This is a genomic window from Phenylobacterium sp., from assembly GCF_031425575.1.
Classification (GTDB): Bacteria; Pseudomonadota; Alphaproteobacteria; order Caulobacterales; family Caulobacteraceae; genus Phenylobacterium.
The window spans coordinates 1-17,622 of record NZ_JANPJP010000108.1 but is presented as its reverse complement, the minus strand read 5'-3'; the positions used below and the strand labels follow the sequence as shown (position 1 = coordinate 17,622).

The following is a 17,622-nucleotide window of genomic DNA, read 5'->3' as shown; positions in this document are numbered from 1 at the left end:
ATCTTCTCCAAAGATCGGCTTGGCGAGGGGCGGCGGAGAAGCTTCACTGGATCGCATGATCCGCAAGCTCTCCGCCGCCCTTTTCGCGTTTGGTCTGCTGGGCGCCGCCCCTGCCCCGGACTGGCGTCCCCTGGACCCCGAATCCCTGCTGGTGATCGACACCACCAGGGGGCGGATCATCGTCGAGATGGCGCCGGACATGGCCCCGCAGAGCGTGGCCCGGGTGAAGCTGCTGGCCCGGGAAGGCGTCTATGACGGCCTGCAGTTCCACCGGGTGATCGAGGGCTTCGTCAACCAGACCGGCAATCCTGACAACAGGGACGGCGGGGTCTCCCGCCACCCCGACCTGCCGCTGGAGGCGACCTTCAAACTGAAGGTCGCCGGCTATCGGGCCGTGGCCGCGCCGAGCGACGGGACGGTGGGCTTCCTAGGGTCGGTCCCCATCGCCACGGTGTCGGGCCAGGAGGCGCTGCGATCCACCGACGGTGCGATCCGCGCCTGGGGCGCCTATTGCCAGGGGGTCGCCGGCATGGGGCGGCAGGAGGCGCGCAACACCGGCAACAGCGAGATCTTCTTCATGCGGGGCTCCAGCCGGCGGCTGGACCGCGACTACACGGTCTGGGGACGCATCGTGGTGGGGCGCGACATCAACAGCCTGCTGTCGGTGGGGGAGCCCCCGGCCACGCCCGACCGGATGCTGAAGGTGCGGGTGGCGGCCGACATTCCGGCGGCCGACCGGCCCCAGCTCTCGATCCTGCGGGACGACAGCCCCGAGTTCCGCGCCCTGGTCCGCCGGACGCGCATCGCCAAGGGGGCGGACTTCTCCATCTGCGACCTGGAGGTCCCGGTCCGGGTCGAGCCCTAGCGCCCGACGAACAGCATCTTCGACGGGCAGAGGTCGTCGATGGGGCATTCCTCGCACTTGGGGCGGCGCGCCACGCAGGTGTAGCGCCCGTGCAGGATCAGCCAGTGATGGGCGCGGGTGAGGTAGGGCTCGGGCACGAGGCCCATCAGGTCGACCTCCACCTGGTCCGGCGTCTTGCCCGCCGACAGCTTCAGGCGGTGGGAGACCCGGAAGACGTGGGTGTCGACAGCGATGGCCGGCTCGATGCGCAGCTCGTTCAGCACCACGCTGGCGGTCTTCCGCCCCACGCCGGGCAGGGCCATCAGGGCCTCGCGCTCCAGAGGCACCTCGCCGCCGTGCTGGTCCATCAGGATGGCGGCGGTGGCGATGACGTTTTTCGCCTTGGTGCGGAAGAGGCCGATGGAGGCGATGAACGGAATGAGGCCCTCTTCGCCGAGCTCCAGCATCTTGGCCGGGGTGTCGGCCACGGCGAACAGGGCCGCGGTGGCCTTGTTCACCGAGACGTCGGTGGCCTGGGCCGACAGGGCCACGGCTGTCACCAGCTCATAGGGGCTGGCATAGTTGAGCTCGGTTCGCGGATCGTCGCTGAGGGACAGGAAGCGGTGAAAAATTTCCTCCACCCGCGCCTGTTCGGCGGGACTGACCCGCGCCTTCTTCTTCCGGGGGGATCGGGGGGCTTTGGCCATGGCCGACCATTGTACGCAGCCGCCTGCTTCGCCAAGGCCCCGCGCACGTGGCGCCTGTTTGGATGTCCGCAAATCGCCTAACCTGGCCGGGTCATGGATGATCTGGTCTTCATGGACGCCGAGATTCGGCCCAACCGCAGCCTGTCGCGGCGGGGGTTCGTGGTGCTGATCACGGTGCTGACGGTGCTCAACTGCGCCTCGGCCGCGGTCTTCCTTTCCATGGGCGCGGTCTTCGTGCCGATGTTCCTGGGGCTGGACCTGGCCGCAGTGGTGGTGGCCTTCCTGGTCAGCTTCGCCGCGGCCAAGCAGATCGAGCGGGTTCGGGTCACCGACCGCCAGGTGCAGGTGTTCCGCGAGACCCCGACCTGGAAGAAGCTGATGTGGGAAAGCCCGACGGCCTTCACCCGCGTCACCCTGCTGACCGAGGACGACCACGCGATCGACCTGCGCCTGGCCATGTCGGGCAAGGAGGCCCCGGTGGCCCGGGCGCTCAGCCCCGCCGAACGGGCCGAATTCGCCAAGGCCCTTGAGAGCGCGATCTACAGCGCCCGTCGGGCTCGGTTCTAGCGCCCTACAGGATGAACCGCGACAGATCCGCGTCCTTGGCCAGGTCGCCGACATGGGTCTTCACATAGTCGGCGTCGATGCTGATGGTCTCGCCCGAGCGGTCGGAGGCGGTGAAGCTGATCTCCTCCAGCACCTTTTCCAGGATGGTCTGCAGCCGGCGCGCGCCGATGTTCTCCACCGAGCTGTTCACCGCCACGGCGGCGTCGGCGAGCGCGTCGACGGCTTCGCCGGTGAAGGTCAGGGTCACGCCCTCGGTGGCCAGCAGGGCCTGGTGCTGGCGGATGAGGTTGGCCTCGGGCTCGGTGAGGATGCGGCGCATGTCGTCGCGGCTGAGCGGCTTCAGCTCCACCCGGATCGGCAGGCGGCCCTGCAGCTCCGGCAGCAGGTCCGAGGGCTTGGCCACGTGGAAGGCGCCAGAGGCGATGAACAGCACGTGGTCGGTTTTCACTGGCCCGTGCTTGGTGGAGACGGTCGTGCCCTCGATCAGAGGCAGCAGGTCGCGCTGAACCCCCTCGCGGGAGACATCGGCGCCGCCTGAGCGTTCGCGGCTGGTGGCCACCTTGTCGATCTCGTCGAGGAAGACGATGCCCTGGTTCTCGGCCAGCTCTATGGCCTCCTGGGTCAGGGCCTCCTGGTCCAGCAGCTTGTCGCTTTCCTCGGCGATGAGCGGGGCGTGGGCGGCGGCGACCGTGGTCCTGTGCGTCTTGGTGCGGCCGCCGAAGGCCTTGCCCATCATCTCGCCGAGATTGAGCATGCCCATCTGCGAGCCCGGCTGGCCCGGAATGTCGAACATCGGCATGCCGCCGCCGGTGTCGGCCAGGGTCAGCTCCACCTCCTTGTCGTCCAGCTCGCCGGTCCGCAGCTTCTTGCGGAAGCTTTCGCGGGCGGCGGTGGAGCCGGGGCCGGTCAGGGCGTCGAGGATGCGCTCCTCGGCCGCGGCCTCGGCCTTGGCCCGTACGGCGGCCCGGCGCTTTTCGCGCACCATGGACAGCGAGATCTCCACCAGGTCGCGCACGATCTGGTCCACGTCGCGGCCGACATAGCCGACCTCGGTGAACTTGGTGGCCTCCACCTTCAGGAACGGGGCCTGGGCCAGGCGCGCCAGGCGCCGCGCGATCTCGGTCTTGCCGACCCCGGTGGGGCCGATCAGCAGGATGTTCTTAGGCGTCACCTCGTCGCGCAGGGCCTCGGGCACCCGGCGGCGGCGCCAGCGGTTGCGCAGGGCGACGGCGACAGCCTTCTTGGCCTCGGCATGGCCGACGATGAAGCGGTCGAGTTCGGAGACGATTTCGCGCGGTGAGAATTCGGTCATAGCGCCGTTAAATAGGTACGATCTGGACGGTTCAAGACGAAGCGGGCCGACCTGTGTCGGATTCGGCCGGTCCGAGGCGTCCTTGGGGTCGGTCCAGACCTGGAGAGAGCCCATGGCGGGTCCCGCCGACACCGACGCCTATCTCGCCACCCTGCCGGCGCCGCAGCGCGAGGCCCTGGAGTTGCTGCGCCGCCAGATCCTGGCGGCCGCGCCGGGGGCGGTGGAATGCATCAGCTACGGCATGCCGGCCGTGCGCCGTCAGGGGGTTCTTGTCTGGTTCGCCGCCGGCAAGGCCCATTGCGCCCTCTATCCCAGCGGCCTGGTGGCGGACTTCGCCGACCGGCTGACCGGCTACCAGACCAGCAAGGGGGCGATCCGCTTCCAGCCGGAGAAACCTTTACCGCCGCAGTTGATCGCCGACATCGTGGCCCGCCGGATCGAACAGGACGATGCCGCCGCCGCGGCCCGCGCGGCCAAGAAGAAGCGCTAGGCCTTCGGGGCCGTGGCCAGGATCTGGTCGAAGACCAGGGACCACCCGGTGGCCCGCAGCTGCCAGATCCGCACATAGTGACCCTGACGGTCCTTGCCGTCGCGCAGCCAGGCGGCCGCGCCATAGGTCCAGGCCAGGTCTCCGGCCCTGGAGGCCTCGCCTCCCAAGGTGGGGCCGAAGCTCATGGTGGCCGGCCGCGTCGCCAGCTCCGCGGCCTGGGCCTCTGGTCCGTTGCCGGGCGCGCCCCGAGAGCCCACCACCCGGCCGTCGGGAGCCAGGACCGCCCGATAGGCTGCGATCGTATCGGCCTTGGCCGCCGCGTTCAGGGCCGCTTCGGCCTTGCGAACATCGGCGAAGGCGGCGCCCGCGGCCTTGCCCTCGATGGTCGAGACCGGCAGGTACCCGGGCCGCGACCCCTGGGGTGGGGCGCCGGCGGTGCTGGAGGGCGCGCCGCCGTCGTAGACCCACTTCCAGCCGCCGTCGGCCTGCTGCTTCCAGACGGTGAAATAGTATGCGCCGGGCTTGCCGCCATAGGTCGACGGGCCGGTGGTGAAACCCAGGTCGCCGGAGCGGGCGATCCCCGCCCACAGCGGCCACCAGACCAGAGGGGGCCCGCCCCTGTCGGGCGCCTGCCCGGGGAAGGTCTCGTGCACTTTTTGGGGATCGGGGTTGAAGACGATGGCGTCGGGCGCGGCGTGTTTCAGGAATGAGTCGCGGATGCCCAGCGCCAGGCCGTCCACCGCGAAGGCCCGCTCGGCGGCCACCACCGGAGCGGGATCGACAGGCGCGGCGAGGGCCGGCGCGGCGGCGAAGGCCAGCAGGGCGAAGAGGGCGGCTTTGGACATGACGACAGCTCCCAGCTTTTCGCCGCCTAGCTAGGCCTCGCCGCGGGCCCGCCTCAAGTGAACGATTGGACAGGTCGCTAGAGGACTTCCACCGTCAGGGCGCCATTGGTGTAGACGCAGATCTTGGCGGCGATGGCCATGGCGTCCCGGGCCACGGCCTCGGCGCCCTTGTCGGTCTCCATGAAGGCCAGGGCGGCGGCGAGCGCATAGTTGCCCCCTGACCCAATGGCCGCGACCCCGGTTTCCGGCTCCAGCACGTCGCCAACCCCGGTGACGGTGAAGATGTTGTCCTTGTCGGCCACCAGCAGCATGGCCTCCAGCCGCCGCAGATAGCGGTCGGTGCGCCAGTCCTTGGCCAGGTCGACGCAGGCCCGGGCCAGTTGGTCGGGATACTGCTCCAGCTTGGCTTCCAGGCGTTCGATCAGGGTCAGGGCGTCGGCGGTGGCGCCGGCGAAGCCTGCGATCACCTTGCCGCCGGCCAGGGTGCGGACCTTGCGGGCGTTGCCCTTGACGATGGTCTGGCCCATCGAGACCTGGCCGTCGCCGGCGATGACGGTATGGCCGTCCTTGCGCACGGCCAGGATGGTGGTGCCGTGCCAGTCGGGAAAGTTGCTAGGATTGCTCATGTGAGCCGATGTGAGCAGGCGAGGGGTCTAGGTCAAGGACGATGAGTTTTTCCGACGATGAGGTCGAACGCTATGCCCGCCACCTGGTGCTGCGCGAGGTCGGCGGCCCGGGCCAGCAACGCCTGAAGGCCGCCCGTGTCCTGATCGTGGGGGCGGGAGGCCTGGGCGCGCCCGCCGCCCTCTATCTCGCCGCAGCCGGGGTCGGGACCCTGGTGCTGGTGGATCCCGACAGGGTCGACGTCTCCAACCTGCAGCGGCAGGTGATCTATACGCAGGACGATGTGGGCCGCTGCAAGGTGGAGGCCGCCGCCGATCGGCTGAAGGCGCTCAACCCCCACGTCAACATCGAGCGCGTCCCGGTTCACTTGGAAGAGGCCAACGCTCGGGGCCTGGTGCGCGGCTGCGACCTGGTGCTGGACGGCACCGACGACTTCACCACCCGCTTCACCGTCAACGCCGCCTGCGTGGCCGAGCACGTGACCCTGGTCTCAGGCGCCATCGGCCGCTGGACCGGCCAGGTGGGGGTCTTCCGCCGCGCCCCCTGCTACCGCTGCCTGGTGCCCGAGGTCCCGCCGGACGCCGAGACCTGCTCGGCCGTCGGTGTGGTGGGCGCCCTGGCCGGTGTGGTCGGTTCGATGATGGCGCTCGAGGCGGTCAAGATCTTGACGGGGGCCGGCGAGCCCCTGACCGGACGGCTGCTGATCTATGACGCCCTGTCAGCCGAGATCCGCACTGTGCGCATCGGAGCCGATCCCGGCTGCGAGGTCTGCGGGAGTTAGGCGAGCGCCTTACCCAGGAAGGCCACGCATCGCTTGAGGACGTCGGCCTCCATTTCAGGCTCCCAACCGCCGTGGCCGGCGTCGCGCAGGGTCACCAGTTCCACGGGCTTTCCAGCGGCCTTCAGGGCCTGCGCCATCATCCGCGACTGCGCGACCGCCACCACGGCGTCGTCAAGACCGTGGATCAGCAGCACCGGCGCCTTGATCTCCGCCGCCCGCCGCCGGGGCGAGGCGGCGATCAACTTCGCCGTGTCGGCCTCCGGATCCCCGATGCGCCTAATCCACAGCTGATAGGTGGGGGAGTCGGCGCCGTCGGCGCGTTCGTCCTCCAGTATTTCCGGAAGATCGCTCACCCCGGCGATGGATACAGCGGCGCGATAGAGCTCAGGCCGTCGCACCGCCCCCATGAGAGCCGCGTAGCCGCCATAGCTCGCCCCGCAGATCGCCACCCGTTTGGGGTCGGCGCGCCCTGTGGCCAGGACCTGGGCCACGGCGTCCTCGACGTCTTCCTGCATGCGGTCGCCCCAACGACCTTCCCCGGCTTGGGCGAAGGCGCGGCCATAGCCTCCAGACCCCCGGAAATTGGGCTGCAGCACCAGCCAGCCCTGAGCCGCGAAGGTCTGGGCGTAGAGGTCGAAGTCATAGCCGTCCCGGGTCTCGGGTCCTCCGTGCGGCATCACCACCAGGGGTCGCGGCCCACTGGTGCGGGGAACCGTCAGGTAGGCCCTCAAGCTGACGCGGTCCCGGGTCGTCACGTCCATCACCTCGATGGTGGCCAGGGCGCTCTCGGTCAACCAGGGCTTGCCAACCGCCAGTGGGCTCAGCCGTTTTGCGGCGATGTCATAGAGGCAGTAGGCCGAATGCATGCCCGGGCCGCTGGCGCGGACAAGCAGGCGGTTGTGGTCATGGCTGATGTCCATGAGCCGGACGTTCTGGCGGCGGCCCAGAAAGGCCTCGATGCCCCGGAAATGACCGGCCATGGCCGGCTTGGCGAACACATAGGCCACCCTGTCCTCGACATAGCTGGCGGCCACGAACCGGCGGTGCTCGTCGATCAGAGCGTCATCGATGTCTCGTCCCGGGTGCTCGGCGAGGGTCTCGCCGTAGGTGAGAGTGCGCATGTCGAATTGGCGCAGGGCGGCGCTCTGGCCATTCTCACCGCGGCTCACAACATAGAAGAATCCCGGCTTGTCAGACGACGCGACGATCTCGAAGTCCGGCTTCTGAAGTTCGGTTTTCAGCACGATCCGGCGGACGAACTTCCAATCTGTGTCGTCTGGACCCCGCCAGTAGAGCTTGGCTACCGTCCCGCGGTTGTTGCTGTCCCAGCGGAGCACCGGCTTACCGCCTTGGGTCATCCAGTAGTAGGTGCCCGCTTCGCCGCGCTCCAGCAGCGTTCCCTCGCCGGTGTAGATGTCCACAAGGTAGAGGCACAGGAACTGCCCGCGCGGGGGATAGATCGCCATCATGATCCGGCGGGGGTCGTCGGGCATCACGTCGACGATCCGGCCGCCATCGTAGTTGTAACGCAGGTACCCCGGCTGGTTGGCGAACATCATCACCATCTGCTCGCCGCTCAGCCCCACTGAGATCAGGCGCCGCACGCTGGTGTCACGCTCCAGGCTCAGGTGGCTTCCCGTGGGGGTGTCGGTTGCGTTGGTTTCCAGGATGACGGAGATCAACAGACGCTCGTTGTTGGCCCATCGAATCCCGGTGACGTCCAGGTCACCCACCAACACCCGTCGAGGCGCCGCCGTGGGATTGGCCGCGCTCACCAGATGGACGTAGGCCACCCGCACCTTGCCCTCACGCACCTCGTGGAGGAGGGCGATCTGCTCGCCATCCGGCGAAAGGGCCGCGCTGATGGTGGTGGGCGGACGAACCAGGGCCTCCAGGCTCGGGGGCGTGGGAGCGTCGGCCGCGACGCTCGCGCGCGGCAGGAAAATGGGAGCCACGCCAGCCGCGACGGCTGCTCGCCTCGTGATCATCGCTCGCCCCCAAACAACTCCTGGTAGGCTGACGGCGAAGTTCGGTCGCGTCAATACTCAAGCTTGCGCGAGAGCCGAGGCGCCCTCAGAGCATCGACGTCAGCACCCGGTCCGGGGGCTTGTGCCCGTCCATCCAGGTCTTGATGTTGATGATCACCTTCTCGCCCATCTCGGTGCGGGCCTCCACCGTGGCCGAGCCGAGATGGGGGAGGAGGACGGCGTTGGGGAGTTTCAGCAGCCGGGGATTGATGGCCGGTTCGAACTCGAAGACGTCCAGGCCCGCCCCGCCGATCTCGCCCTTGGCCAGCTGATCGGCGAGCGCGCCTTCGTCGATGATTTCGCCGCGGGCGGTGTTCACCAGGATGGCGTGGGCCTGCATCAGCTTCAGCCGCCTCGCCGAGAGCAGGTGATAGGTGGCCGGCGTGTGGGGGCAGTTGACCGAGATGATGTCCATGCGGGCCAGCATCTGGTCGAGGCTCTCCCAGTAGGTGGCCTCCAGGTCCTCGGCGATGCGGGGGCTGACCGGCTTGCGGTTGTGATAGTGGATCTGCATGCCGAAGGCCTTGGCCCGGCGCGCCACGGCCTGGCCGATACGGCCCATGCCGATGATCCCCAGCCGCTTTCCCGAAATCCGCCGCCCCATCATCCAGGTGGGCGCCCAGCCGGTGAAGCCGCCGGCCTGAGCGACATTGGCGCCCTCCACGATGCGGCGCGACACCGCCATCATCAGGGCCAGCGTCAGGTCGGCGGTGTCCTCGGTCAATACGCCCGGCGTGTTGGTGACGCTGATGCCGCGCGCATTGGCGGCGGCGACGTCGATATGGTCCACGCCCGCGCCGAAATTGGCGATCAGCTTGAGCTGGTCCCCCGCGTGGCTGAGCAGGTCGGCGTCGATCTTGTCGGTAATGGTGGGGACCAGGACGTCGGCGGTCTGCACGGCGGCGACCAAGGCTGCGCGGTCCAGCGGCTCGTCATTGAGGTTGAGCTGGGTGTCGAACAGTTCGCGCATCCGGGTTTCCACGGGATCGGGGAGCCTGCGCGTGACGATGACTTTGGGCTTTCGGGCGGGCATGGGCGGTTTGCGGAACTCGAAAAAGGGCGTGCGGCGCGCGGGACTCTGGCGCGTCGTGAGATGAACCTCTAGCAAAGGGCATATGTGCGGCCAAGGCGAGGCGGAAACGGCGATGAGCGCGCGGGCGTGGGCGCCGATCTTTATGGCGGCCCTCATCTGGGGCCTCGGCGCGGCGCAGGGCGCGACCGCCGCGGACCGCCAGACCCCATCGGGCCTGCCGGTTCCCCGCTATGTGACCCTCAAATTCGACGAGGTGAACGCCCGCGCCGGCCCTGGCGACGATCACCGGCTGCTCTGGGTCTACCGGGTCAAGGGCCTGCCGGTGCAGGTGGTGGCGGAAAACACCGAGTGGCGGCGCATCTGCGACCCTGAGCGTGGCCTGGCCTGGGTGCACCGGCGCACCACCGACGGCCGCCGCATGGTGATGCGCACGCAAGCAACCCCCTTGCCTCTGCGCAGCGCAGCCAAGCCCGACGCCCCCGTGCACGCCATCTTGAACGCTCGGTCCCTGGCCGCGTTGGTTCGCTGTGACAGCAAGGCCTGGTGCAGGCTGCGGGTGGACGGCGTCTCCGGCTGGGCGCCGGCGTCCGACCTTTGGGGAACCGACGAGAAGCCCCAATGCCGTTGAGCGACGCGGCCGGCTCTGATAGGCCCTGACCCTCTTTGAAAGCCGGAAGGCCACCTGAATGACCATGGGCGTGAAAGCCAAGGACAATTACAGCTACGAAGAACTCATGGCGTGTGCGCGCGGTGAGATGTTCGGGCCGGGCAACGCCCAGCTGCCGGCGCCGCCGATGCTGCTGTTTGACCGCATGACCAAGATCACCGACGAGGGCGGCGAGCACGGCAAGGGCTATATCGAGGCCGAGTTCGACATCAATCCCAGCCTCTGGTTCTTCGACTGCCACTTCATCAACGACCCCGTCATGCCCGGCAGCCTGGGCCTCGACGCTCTCTGGCAACTGGTGGGCTTATACCTGGGTTGGATCGGCGGCAAGGGCCGCGGTCGCGCGCTCGGCTGCGGCGAGGTCAAGTTCGGCGGTGAAGTGACCCCGAACATCAAGAAGGTCACGTACAAGGTCCAGATGAAGCGGGTCATCAACCGCCGCCTGGTCATGGGCATCGGCGACGGGATCCTCGAAGCCGATGGAGAGCCCATCTACTGGGCGCAGGACCTCCGCGTCGGTCTCTATCAACGATAAACGGCCGTTCGGATCTGGGAGCAAACATGCGCCGCGTCGTCGTCTCGGGTATTGGTATCGTCTCCTCCATTGGCGTGAACGCCAATGAGGTCCTCGCCTCGCTGCGCGAGGCCAAGTCGGGTATCCGGGCCGCCCCGGAATATACCGAGCTGGGCTTCCGCAGCCAGGTGGAGGCCAAGCCGCAGCTGGACTGGGAGTCGCTGGTGGACCGCCGCGCGGCCCGCTTCCTGGCCCAGGGCACGGGCTTCGCCCACATCGCCATGGAACAGGCGATCGCGGATTCTGGTCTAGAAGAGTCCGAGGTCTCCAATGTCCGCACCGGCCTGATCGTCGGTTCGGGCGGCCCCTCCACCAAGGCCATCATCGAGGCGGCCGAGACGGCCAGGACCCGCGGCCCCAAGCGCGTGGGCCCCTTCGCGGTGCCCAAGGCCATGAGCTCGGGGCCTTCGGCGACCCTGGCCACCTGGTTCAAGATCAAGGGCCTGAACTTCTCCATCTCCTCGGCCTGCGCCACCTCCACCCACTGCATCGGGGTCGGCTACGAGCAGATTCTGATGGGCAAGCAGGACGTGGTGTTCGCCGGCGGCACCGAGGAGCTCGACTGGACCCTCAGTGTGCTGTTCGACGCCATGGGCGCCATGAGCTCCAACTTCAACGACACCCCGGCCGTGGCCAGCCGCGCCTATGACGCCGCCCGCGACGGCTTCGTCATCGCCGGCGGCGCCGGCCTGGTGGTGCTGGAGGAGTACGAGCACGCCAAGGCGCGCGGGGCCAAGATCTACGGCGAGATCGTCGGCTACGCCGCCAATTCCGACGGCTTCGACATGGTCGCCCCCTCGGGTGAGGGCGCGGCCCGCTGCATGAACCTGGCCATGGCCGACCTGGGCGGGCGCAAGATCGACTATCTGAACCCCCACGGCACCTCGACGCCGGTGGGCGACATCAAGGAGATGGAGGCCGTGCGTTCGGTCTTCGGGGACAAGGCGCCCTACATCTCGTCCACGAAGTCCCTGACCGGCCACAGCCTGGGAGCCGCCGGCGCCCAGGAGGCGATCTACTCGCTGCTGATGCTGGGCAACGGCTTCCTGGCCGAGAGCGCCCACATCGAAAACCTCGACCCGGCCTTCGCCGACCTGCCGATCCTGCGCAAGCGCCTGGACCAGCAGGTGGAGACGGTGATGTCCAACAGCTTCGGCTTCGGCGGCACCAATGGCTGCCTGGTGATGGCCCGGGTCTAGGGACTTGGCGGCGCCGGTCATCCGTCCCGCCCGCCGCGAGGACGTGGCGCGGATCGTCGAACTGCTGGCCAACGATCCGCTCGGGGCCGGCCGGGAACGGTTCGAAGACCCGCTGCCCGAGGCCTATTACGCCGCCTTCGACCGCATCGAGGCCAGCGGCGGTAATATTCTTACCGTTGCAGAGCTTGAAGGCGCGGTGGTGGGCTGCCTGCAGATGACCTTCATCCCCGGCCTGTCCAACCAGGGCGCGGACCTGGCGCTCATCGAGGGGGTCCGCGTGGACACCGCCTTGCGCAGCCAGGGCCTGGGCGCCCAGATCATCGCCCACGCCCTGGAGGAAGCCCGGGCCCGGGGCTGCCAGGCGGTGGAGCTCTTCACCCACAAGTCCCGCACCGACGCCCACCGCTTCTATGACCGCCTCGGTTTTGAGCAGAGTCACGTGGGCTACCGCATCAAACTCTAGGAGAACCGCCGTGGCCGAGGACTACGACCTGCCCAGGGGCGACCTGATGAAGGGCAAGAAGGGCGTCGTGATCGGCGTCGCCAACCACCAGTCCATCGCCTGGGGCATCTCGGCCCAGCTGGCGGCCCAGGGGGCGGAGCTGGCCTTCCTGCACCTGCCGGGGATGGAGCGCCGGGTCCAGCCCCTGGCCGACAGCATAGGGGTCAAGACCGTGGTGGCGGTGGACGCCACCGATGACGGCCAGATGGACGCCGCCTTCGCGAAGATCGAGGCCGATCTGGGGAGCCTCGACTTCTTCGTCCACTCCATCGCCTATGCGCCCCGGGACGAGATCAAGGGCTCCTTCGTGGAGAACACCACCCGGGCGGGTTTCCTCCAGGCCATGGACATCTCGGTGTTCAGCTTCGTCGACTGCGCCAAGCGGGCGGCGCGCCTGATGCCGAACGGCGGATCGATTATCTGCATGACCTATCTCGGCTCGGAGCGGGTGATCCCCAACTACAACACCATGGGGGTTGCCAAGGCGGGCCTCGAGGCCGCCACCCGCTACGCCGCCCGCGACCTGGGCCCGGCGAAGATCCGGGTCAACGCCATCTCGGCCGGGGCCATGCGCACCCTGTCGCTGGCGGGCATCGCGGGGGGCCGGGAAAAGCTGTCCCAGGGCCGGGCCATGTCGGCGCTGAAGGAGGACACCTCGATGGAGGGGGTGGCGGGCGCTGCGCTCTGGCTGCTGTCGGACCTCGGCCGCTCCACCACCGGCGAAGTGGTGCATGTGGACGCCGGCTTCCACATGATCGGCCTGCCCGACGACGTCCCCGAGGCCTAGAGGCTATAGGCCCGCAGGAAGCGTCGGGCGGCCTCCAGGGCTATGACCTCGATCTGAGGGTGGGTCAGGCCCCGGTCCACCCCGAGGAAGCCGGCCAGCTGGTAGGTCCCCACCACCATGCCGCCGAAGAATTCCGCCGCCATGGCCGGGTCGTCCACGGCCAGGCGGCCGTCGGCGTGCTCCCGGGCCAGGAAGGCGGCCAGGCGGCCCCGCGAGGCCTTGGGCCCGGCCTCGAACACCGCCAGGGCCACATCGGGCGCCTCGGTGGCCCCTGAGATGTAGACCCGCATCATGGTGTTGGCGCGGGGATTTATCAGGGCGTGCAGCATCTCGCGCGCGAAGGCCGTCAGGGCCTGCTCGGGATGTTCGTCGGCGCCCGGCATCTCCAGGGGCGCGGTGATGTCGGCGACGCGGCGGTGGACCAGGGCGCGGACCAGCTCGGCCTTGGATCCGTAGTGGTTGTAGATGGTCTGTTTGGAGACCCCGGCGCGGCGGGCGATCTCCTCCATGGGAGCCGCAAGGCCCCGTTCCCCGAGCACCTGTATGGCGGCGTCGAGGATGGCCTCCCCCTTGGCGAGATCGATCTGTCCGGCCAGGCGGGGCATCAGCGATTTCCGGGCGGCTGGGCCGGAGCGGCCGGGGCGGGACGGGCCAGCAGGGCCAGGACCACGGCCGCGGCGCACCCGATGGTCAGGAACATGAAGACGTCGGCGAAGGCCATCACCAGGGCCTTCCGCTGCAGCATCATGCCCATCATCTTGTACATGCCGCCCTGGGGGTCCAGCGCGCCTGCGGCCTCCATCATCGCCGCCAGCCGGGTCATCATCTCCTGGGCCTCGAGGCTGCCGCTGTTCAAGGAGGCTGACAGGGTCCCCATGTGAACGGCGCTCATCCGCGACAGGATGGTGGTCACCATGGCCAGACCCACCGCCCCGCCAACATTGCGGATCAGGTTCAGCAGTCCAGAGCCGTCCTTCATCATGCTGAGCGGCAGGGTGGAGATGCTCATCTGAGAGGCGGCGATCATCGCGATCATGGCGCCCAGGCCCCGGCAGACCTGCAGCACCAGGAACTCGTTGAAGCCCCAGTCGTCGCCGACGTGGATGCCTTGGCCCAGGCCGATCCCCACCAGGGAAAAGCCCAGCACCATGCCGATCCGCAGGTCCATGGCGCGGATCACCCGGCCCGCGATGGGGGCGGCCAGGAACATGGCCAATCCTGAGACCAGCATGGTGGTGCCCACCTGGCCCGGGGAATAGTCCCGCACCTGGGCCAGGTAGAGGGGCAGGACGAAGGTCCCGGAATAGAGGCTCATGCCGGAGACGAAGTTCATCACCGTGCCGATGACGAAGTTCCGGTCGCTGAAGGGGGCCAGGGAGACGATGGGCTGTCGGTAGGTGAGCTGACGCCAGACGAAGGCGGCGCCGGCCAGGGCCGCGAGCACGGTGAGCCAGAGGATCGCGTCGTCCTTCAGCCAGCCTTCGCCGGAGCCCTCCTCCAGCACGTACTGCATGCTGAGCAGGAAGACCGCCATGAAGGCCAGGCCCGTCCAGTCGATGCCCTTGGCCAAGCTGGGGTCGCCCTTGTCGAAGTCGGCGTAGCGCGCCACCAGGAACAGCGACAGCAGGCCGGGGATCACGTTGATGTAGAACAGCCACCGCCAGCCGAAGGCGTCGGTGAGATGCCCCCCCACCGTGGGGCCGATGGTCGGCGCCAGGGTGACGATGAGGCCCACCACCACATTGGCGGTGATCCGGCGCTCCAGGGGGAAGACCGTCATCGCCGCGGCGAACACCTGGGGGATCATGGCGCCCCCGGCCAGGCCCTGTATGGCGCGGGTGACGATCATCATTTCGAAGGTGGTGGCCATGCCGGTGAGGATCGAGGCGGCGATGAACACCACCGTGGCGGCCATGAAGAAGGGCCGGGTGCCCCACATCTTGGAGAAGTAGGCGGCCAGCGGGATCATCACCACCTCGGCCAGCAGGTAGATGGTCTGCACCCAGCTGATCTGATCGGCGCTGGCGCCCACGCCGGCCTGGATCTGGGCCAGGGAGGAGGCGACGATCTGGACGTCGAGCACGGCCATGAACTGGCCGATGACCATACCGCCGAAGCCGAGGAACACCTTGGTCCAGTCCACCGCCCCGCTGGCGGTGACGTGACCTCCGGGGGCGCCGGGTTGCGCGGGGGCTATGACGGCGGTGTCAGCCACGGGAGATCAGCGCGAGACGCCGCGGCGGACGAGTTCAGTGGGCGGCGTGGCGTCGGCGAAGCCCAGGCCGGCGGCCTTGCGCACATCGACCTTCACCTCCACCGACAGACCGGGCCGCAGGGCCCCAGCGAGGGGCTCCTTGGGGTCGACGGCGATCTTCACCGGCAGGCGTTGGGCGATCTTGGTGAAGTTGCCGACGGCGTTTTCCACCGGGATCAGGGCGAATTCCGAGCCGGTGGCCGGCGCGAAGCTGTCGATATGGCCGCGGATGACCTGCTTGCCGAAGGCGTCGGCGCGGATCTCCACCGGCTGTCCGATCCGCAGGCGCGAGACCTGAGTTTCCTTGAAGTTGGCCACCACAAAGGCCTTGCCCAGGGGCACGATGCTCATGAGGTTGGAGCCCGGCCGGACGTACTGACCGGGCCGCACGGCCTTGGCGCCCACCACGCCGGCGACCGGCGCGCGGATCTCGGTGCGGGAGACATCGATGCGGGCGGAGTCCACGGCGGCGTGGGCCGCCTGGGCCTGGGCGAGGGTCTGGGCTCGCGCCGAACCCAGGGACTCGGCCGCCCGGCGCTCGGCCTCCAGGGCGGCCTGGGCCTGGGCGACACCGGCCGCCGCCGTGCTGGCGGCGGCCTTGGCTGACTGGGCCCGCTGCGACGAGACCCAGCCCTGCCTGGCCAAGGCCCCATAGCGGTTCAGCTCGGCAGTCGCCATCTGGGCCTGGGCGTGGGCGGAATCAACGCCGGCCGCCTTCTGGGCGATCATGGCGGTCTCCAGGGCCGACTTGTCGTCGACCCCGCGCACGGCGGCGTCGAGGGCGGCGGCGTTGGCGACCGCCTGGGCGAGCTTGGCCTGCAGGCTGGCGGCGTCCAGCCGCGCCACCACCTGGCCCGCGGCGACCCTCTGGTTATCCTCCACCAGCACCTGGGCGACATAGCCGTCGACCTGCGGGGCCACCGACACCTTGTCGGCGGCAATGAAGGCGTTGTCGGTGGACTCGTACTTCTGCTTGTTGGTCCACCAGAGTCCGCCGCCCACCGCCAGGGCGAGGACCACCAGGGCGACCACGACGAGCGTCATCCGTCGAGTCTTCGGCAAGCCCGCCATACGCCTATCCCCAACTACCGGCCCCTAAAACTGGACCGCCCGGTCCAGGAAACATCCGGGCGGCGTCTCGGCAATGGATAATTGGACGCAGGCGTCCAACAATCGGGTGATCCCGGGGCTGGACGCCCACACCCGTTCGTCGGCATATCGGCCCATGAGCGAGACCTTCGACGCCGATGTGATCATAGCCGGGGCCGGCATGGCCGGGGCGACCCTGGCGCTGGCCCTGAAACAGGGCGGCCTGACCGCGATCCTGATCGACCCCATCATCTTCGACGCCCAGCTGGCGCCGACCTTCGACGGGCGGTCCTCGGCCATCGCTTTCGCCAGCTTCCGCCAGTGGCGCGCCCTGGGCCTCGCGCAGGACATCGAGCCCCACGCCCAGCGGATCGAGCAGATCCTGGTGACCGACGGCCGCAGCCCGGGGGCCTCGGCGGGAAACCCTTCACCGTTCTACCTGCGCTTCGATAGCGCCGAGATCGCCGACCGCTCCGATGGCGAACCCCTCGGCTATCTGCTGGAGAACCGCCGGTCACGCGCGGCCCTGGCCACGGCCATCGAGAAGGCGGGCGTCACGGTGCTCGCCCCGGCGCGGGTGGCCTCCGTGGCCTTCGAGAGCGCCTGCGCCCGGGTGAGCCTGGAGGACGGACGGGTCCTGACCGCGCCGCTGGTGGTGGGGGCCGAGGGCCGCAATTCGGTAGTCAGGGCCGCAGCGAAAATCAACGCCATCGGCTGGGACTATCCGCAGACCGGGGTGGTGGCGACGGTGAAACTTTCCCGGCCTCACGAGGGCGTAGCCCACGAATTCTTCCTGCCCGGCGGCCCCTTCGCCATCCTGCCCCTGACCGACGACCGGGCCAGCCTGGTCTGGACAGAGCCCACGGCCAAGGCCGCCGCCCTGAAAGCTGCGCGGCCGGAGGTTTTCCACGCCCATCTGCGCCGCCGGTTCGGGGCCTTGCTGGGCGAGGCCACGGTGGAAGGCCCGGTCTTCACCTATCCGCTGTCCCTGCAACTGGCCGAGCGGCTGTGCGCGCCCCGCGCCGCCCTGCTGGGGGACGCGGCCCACGGCGTCCATCCCATCGCCGGCCAGGGACTGAACCTTGGGCTGAAGGGCGCCGCGGCCCTGGCCGAAGTGCTGGTTGACGCCGCGCGCCTGGGAGAGGACATCGGCTCGGAGTTGGTCCTGGAGCGCTACGCCCGCTGGCGCAGCTTCGACAACATCATGCTGGCGGCGGCCACCGACGTCTTCGTGCGGCTGTTCTCCAACGACAATCCTCTGCTGCGCCTGGCGCGCGGGGCCGGCATGTCGGTGGTCAACCGGATCGGCCCCGCCCGCCG

General features: G+C 68.9%; 19 protein-coding genes. 10 read left to right on the top strand and 9 right to left on the bottom strand.

Annotated features, from left to right (window positions below):
• Window positions 1-55: 55 nt before the first annotated feature.
• The gene (locus RMO97_RS06035) at window positions 56-865 is read left to right on the top strand and encodes a peptidylprolyl isomerase (RefSeq protein ID WP_310539622.1); all 810 of its coding nucleotides are present in this window, start codon (window positions 56-58) and stop codon (window positions 863-865) included.
• On the opposite strand, the gene nth is transcribed toward RMO97_RS06035, so the two are convergent.
• On the bottom strand, window positions 862-1,551 hold the full coding sequence (gene nth / locus RMO97_RS06030; RefSeq protein ID WP_310539621.1) for an endonuclease III: 690 nt from the start codon (window positions 1,549-1,551) through the stop codon (window positions 862-864). The two genes, RMO97_RS06035 and nth, sit on opposite strands and share 4 nt — an antisense overlap.
• A 93-nt stretch (window positions 1,552-1,644) precedes the next feature.
• Here nth and RMO97_RS06025 point away from each other — a divergent pair, with 93 nt between their 5' ends.
• On the top strand, window positions 1,645-2,118 hold the full coding sequence (locus RMO97_RS06025) for a DUF2244 domain-containing protein (RefSeq protein WP_310539620.1): 474 nt from the start codon (window positions 1,645-1,647) through the stop codon (window positions 2,116-2,118).
• A gap of 4 nt (window positions 2,119-2,122) precedes the next feature.
• Here the strand turns inward: RMO97_RS06025 and hslU are convergent, their stop codons facing one another.
• Window positions 2,123-3,430, bottom strand: coding sequence for an ATP-dependent protease ATPase subunit HslU (gene hslU / locus RMO97_RS06020; RefSeq protein WP_310539619.1), 1,308 nt, complete (start codon window positions 3,428-3,430; stop codon window positions 2,123-2,125).
• A gap of 112 nt (window positions 3,431-3,542) precedes the next feature.
• Between hslU and RMO97_RS06015 the strand changes: the two genes are divergently transcribed.
• Window positions 3,543-3,920, top strand: coding sequence for a DUF1801 domain-containing protein (locus RMO97_RS06015; RefSeq protein ID WP_310539618.1), 378 nt, complete (start codon window positions 3,543-3,545; stop codon window positions 3,918-3,920).
• Here the strand turns inward: RMO97_RS06015 and RMO97_RS06010 are convergent.
• Both RMO97_RS06010 and hslV read right to left on the bottom strand, forming a co-directional pair.
• On the bottom strand, window positions 3,917-4,765 hold the full coding sequence (locus tag RMO97_RS06010; RefSeq protein ID WP_310539617.1) for a DUF4440 domain-containing protein: 849 nt from the start codon (window positions 4,763-4,765) through the stop codon (window positions 3,917-3,919). The genes RMO97_RS06015 and RMO97_RS06010 overlap by 4 nt on opposite strands.
• A gap of 77 nt (window positions 4,766-4,842) precedes the next feature.
• Window positions 4,843-5,391 carry an ATP-dependent protease subunit HslV gene (gene hslV / locus RMO97_RS06005; protein ID WP_310539616.1) on the bottom strand — a complete coding sequence of 183 codons (549 nt, stop codon included), beginning with the start codon at window positions 5,389-5,391 and terminating at the stop codon, window positions 4,843-4,845.
• A gap of 41 nt (window positions 5,392-5,432) precedes the next feature.
• On the opposite strand from hslV, the gene RMO97_RS06000 reads away from it, so the two are divergent.
• Window positions 5,433-6,170: a molybdopterin-synthase adenylyltransferase MoeB gene (locus RMO97_RS06000; RefSeq protein ID WP_310539615.1), complete on the top strand. Its 738-nt coding sequence runs from the start codon at window positions 5,433-5,435 to the stop codon at window positions 6,168-6,170.
• Here the strand turns inward: RMO97_RS06000 and RMO97_RS05995 are convergent.
• Together RMO97_RS05995 and RMO97_RS05990 are read right to left on the bottom strand one after the other, a co-directional pair.
• On the bottom strand, window positions 6,167-8,125 hold the full coding sequence (locus tag RMO97_RS05995; protein ID WP_310539614.1) for a S9 family peptidase: 1,959 nt from the start codon (window positions 8,123-8,125) through the stop codon (window positions 6,167-6,169). The two genes, RMO97_RS06000 and RMO97_RS05995, sit on opposite strands and share 4 nt — an antisense overlap.
• 118 nt (window positions 8,126-8,243) lie before the next feature.
• Window positions 8,244-9,230, bottom strand: a complete 987-nt coding sequence (locus RMO97_RS05990; protein ID WP_310539613.1) for a D-glycerate dehydrogenase — start codon at window positions 9,228-9,230, stop codon at window positions 8,244-8,246.
• Window positions 9,231-9,342: 112 nt separating this feature from the next.
• Here RMO97_RS05990 and RMO97_RS05985 point away from each other — a divergent pair, with 112 nt between their 5' ends.
• The 5 genes from RMO97_RS05985 (at window position 9,343) to RMO97_RS05965 (ending at window position 12,959) form a co-directional block, all read left to right on the top strand.
• Window positions 9,343-9,858 (top strand): SH3 domain-containing protein, encoded by a 516-nt coding sequence (locus RMO97_RS05985; RefSeq protein ID WP_310539612.1) that lies wholly within the window; start codon window positions 9,343-9,345, stop codon window positions 9,856-9,858.
• A 64-nt stretch (window positions 9,859-9,922) separates the two neighbouring features.
• Entirely contained in the window at window positions 9,923-10,432 is a 510-nt protein-coding gene (fabA, locus tag RMO97_RS05980) for a 3-hydroxyacyl-[acyl-carrier-protein] dehydratase FabA (protein WP_310539650.1), read from the top strand.
• A gap of 26 nt (window positions 10,433-10,458) precedes the next feature.
• Window positions 10,459-11,670, top strand: a complete 1,212-nt coding sequence (gene fabB, locus RMO97_RS05975) for a beta-ketoacyl-ACP synthase I (RefSeq protein ID WP_310539611.1) — start codon at window positions 10,459-10,461, stop codon at window positions 11,668-11,670.
• A gap of 4 nt (window positions 11,671-11,674) precedes the next feature.
• Window positions 11,675-12,133 (top strand): GNAT family N-acetyltransferase, encoded by a 459-nt coding sequence (locus RMO97_RS05970; RefSeq protein ID WP_310539610.1) that lies wholly within the window; start codon window positions 11,675-11,677, stop codon window positions 12,131-12,133.
• 10 nt (window positions 12,134-12,143) lie between these two features.
• A complete protein-coding gene (locus tag RMO97_RS05965; RefSeq protein WP_310539609.1) occupies window positions 12,144-12,959 on the top strand; it encodes an enoyl-ACP reductase in 816 nt (271 codons plus the stop codon).
• On the opposite strand, the gene RMO97_RS05960 is transcribed toward RMO97_RS05965, so the two are convergent.
• Genes RMO97_RS05960 through RMO97_RS05950 form a run of 3 tightly spaced genes read right to left on the bottom strand, consistent with a single transcriptional unit; the run spans window position 12,956 to window position 16,284 of the window.
• Window positions 12,956-13,564, bottom strand: coding sequence for a TetR/AcrR family transcriptional regulator (locus RMO97_RS05960; protein ID WP_310539608.1), 609 nt, complete (start codon window positions 13,562-13,564; stop codon window positions 12,956-12,958). The genes RMO97_RS05965 and RMO97_RS05960 overlap by 4 nt on opposite strands.
• Window positions 13,564-15,174 carry a DHA2 family efflux MFS transporter permease subunit gene (locus RMO97_RS05955; RefSeq protein WP_310539607.1) on the bottom strand — a complete coding sequence of 537 codons (1,611 nt, stop codon included), beginning with the start codon at window positions 15,172-15,174 and terminating at the stop codon, window positions 13,564-13,566. The genes RMO97_RS05960 and RMO97_RS05955 overlap by 1 nt, the downstream gene beginning before the upstream one ends.
• A gap of 6 nt (window positions 15,175-15,180) precedes the next feature.
• A complete protein-coding gene (locus RMO97_RS05950; RefSeq protein WP_310539606.1) occupies window positions 15,181-16,284 on the bottom strand; it encodes an HlyD family secretion protein in 1,104 nt (367 codons plus the stop codon).
• Window positions 16,285-16,438: 154 nt separating this feature from the next.
• Between RMO97_RS05950 and RMO97_RS05945 the strand changes: the two genes are divergently transcribed.
• A partial coding sequence (locus tag RMO97_RS05945) for a UbiH/UbiF/VisC/COQ6 family ubiquinone biosynthesis hydroxylase (RefSeq protein WP_310539649.1) occupies window positions 16,439-17,622 on the top strand: 1,184 nt, incomplete at its 3' end.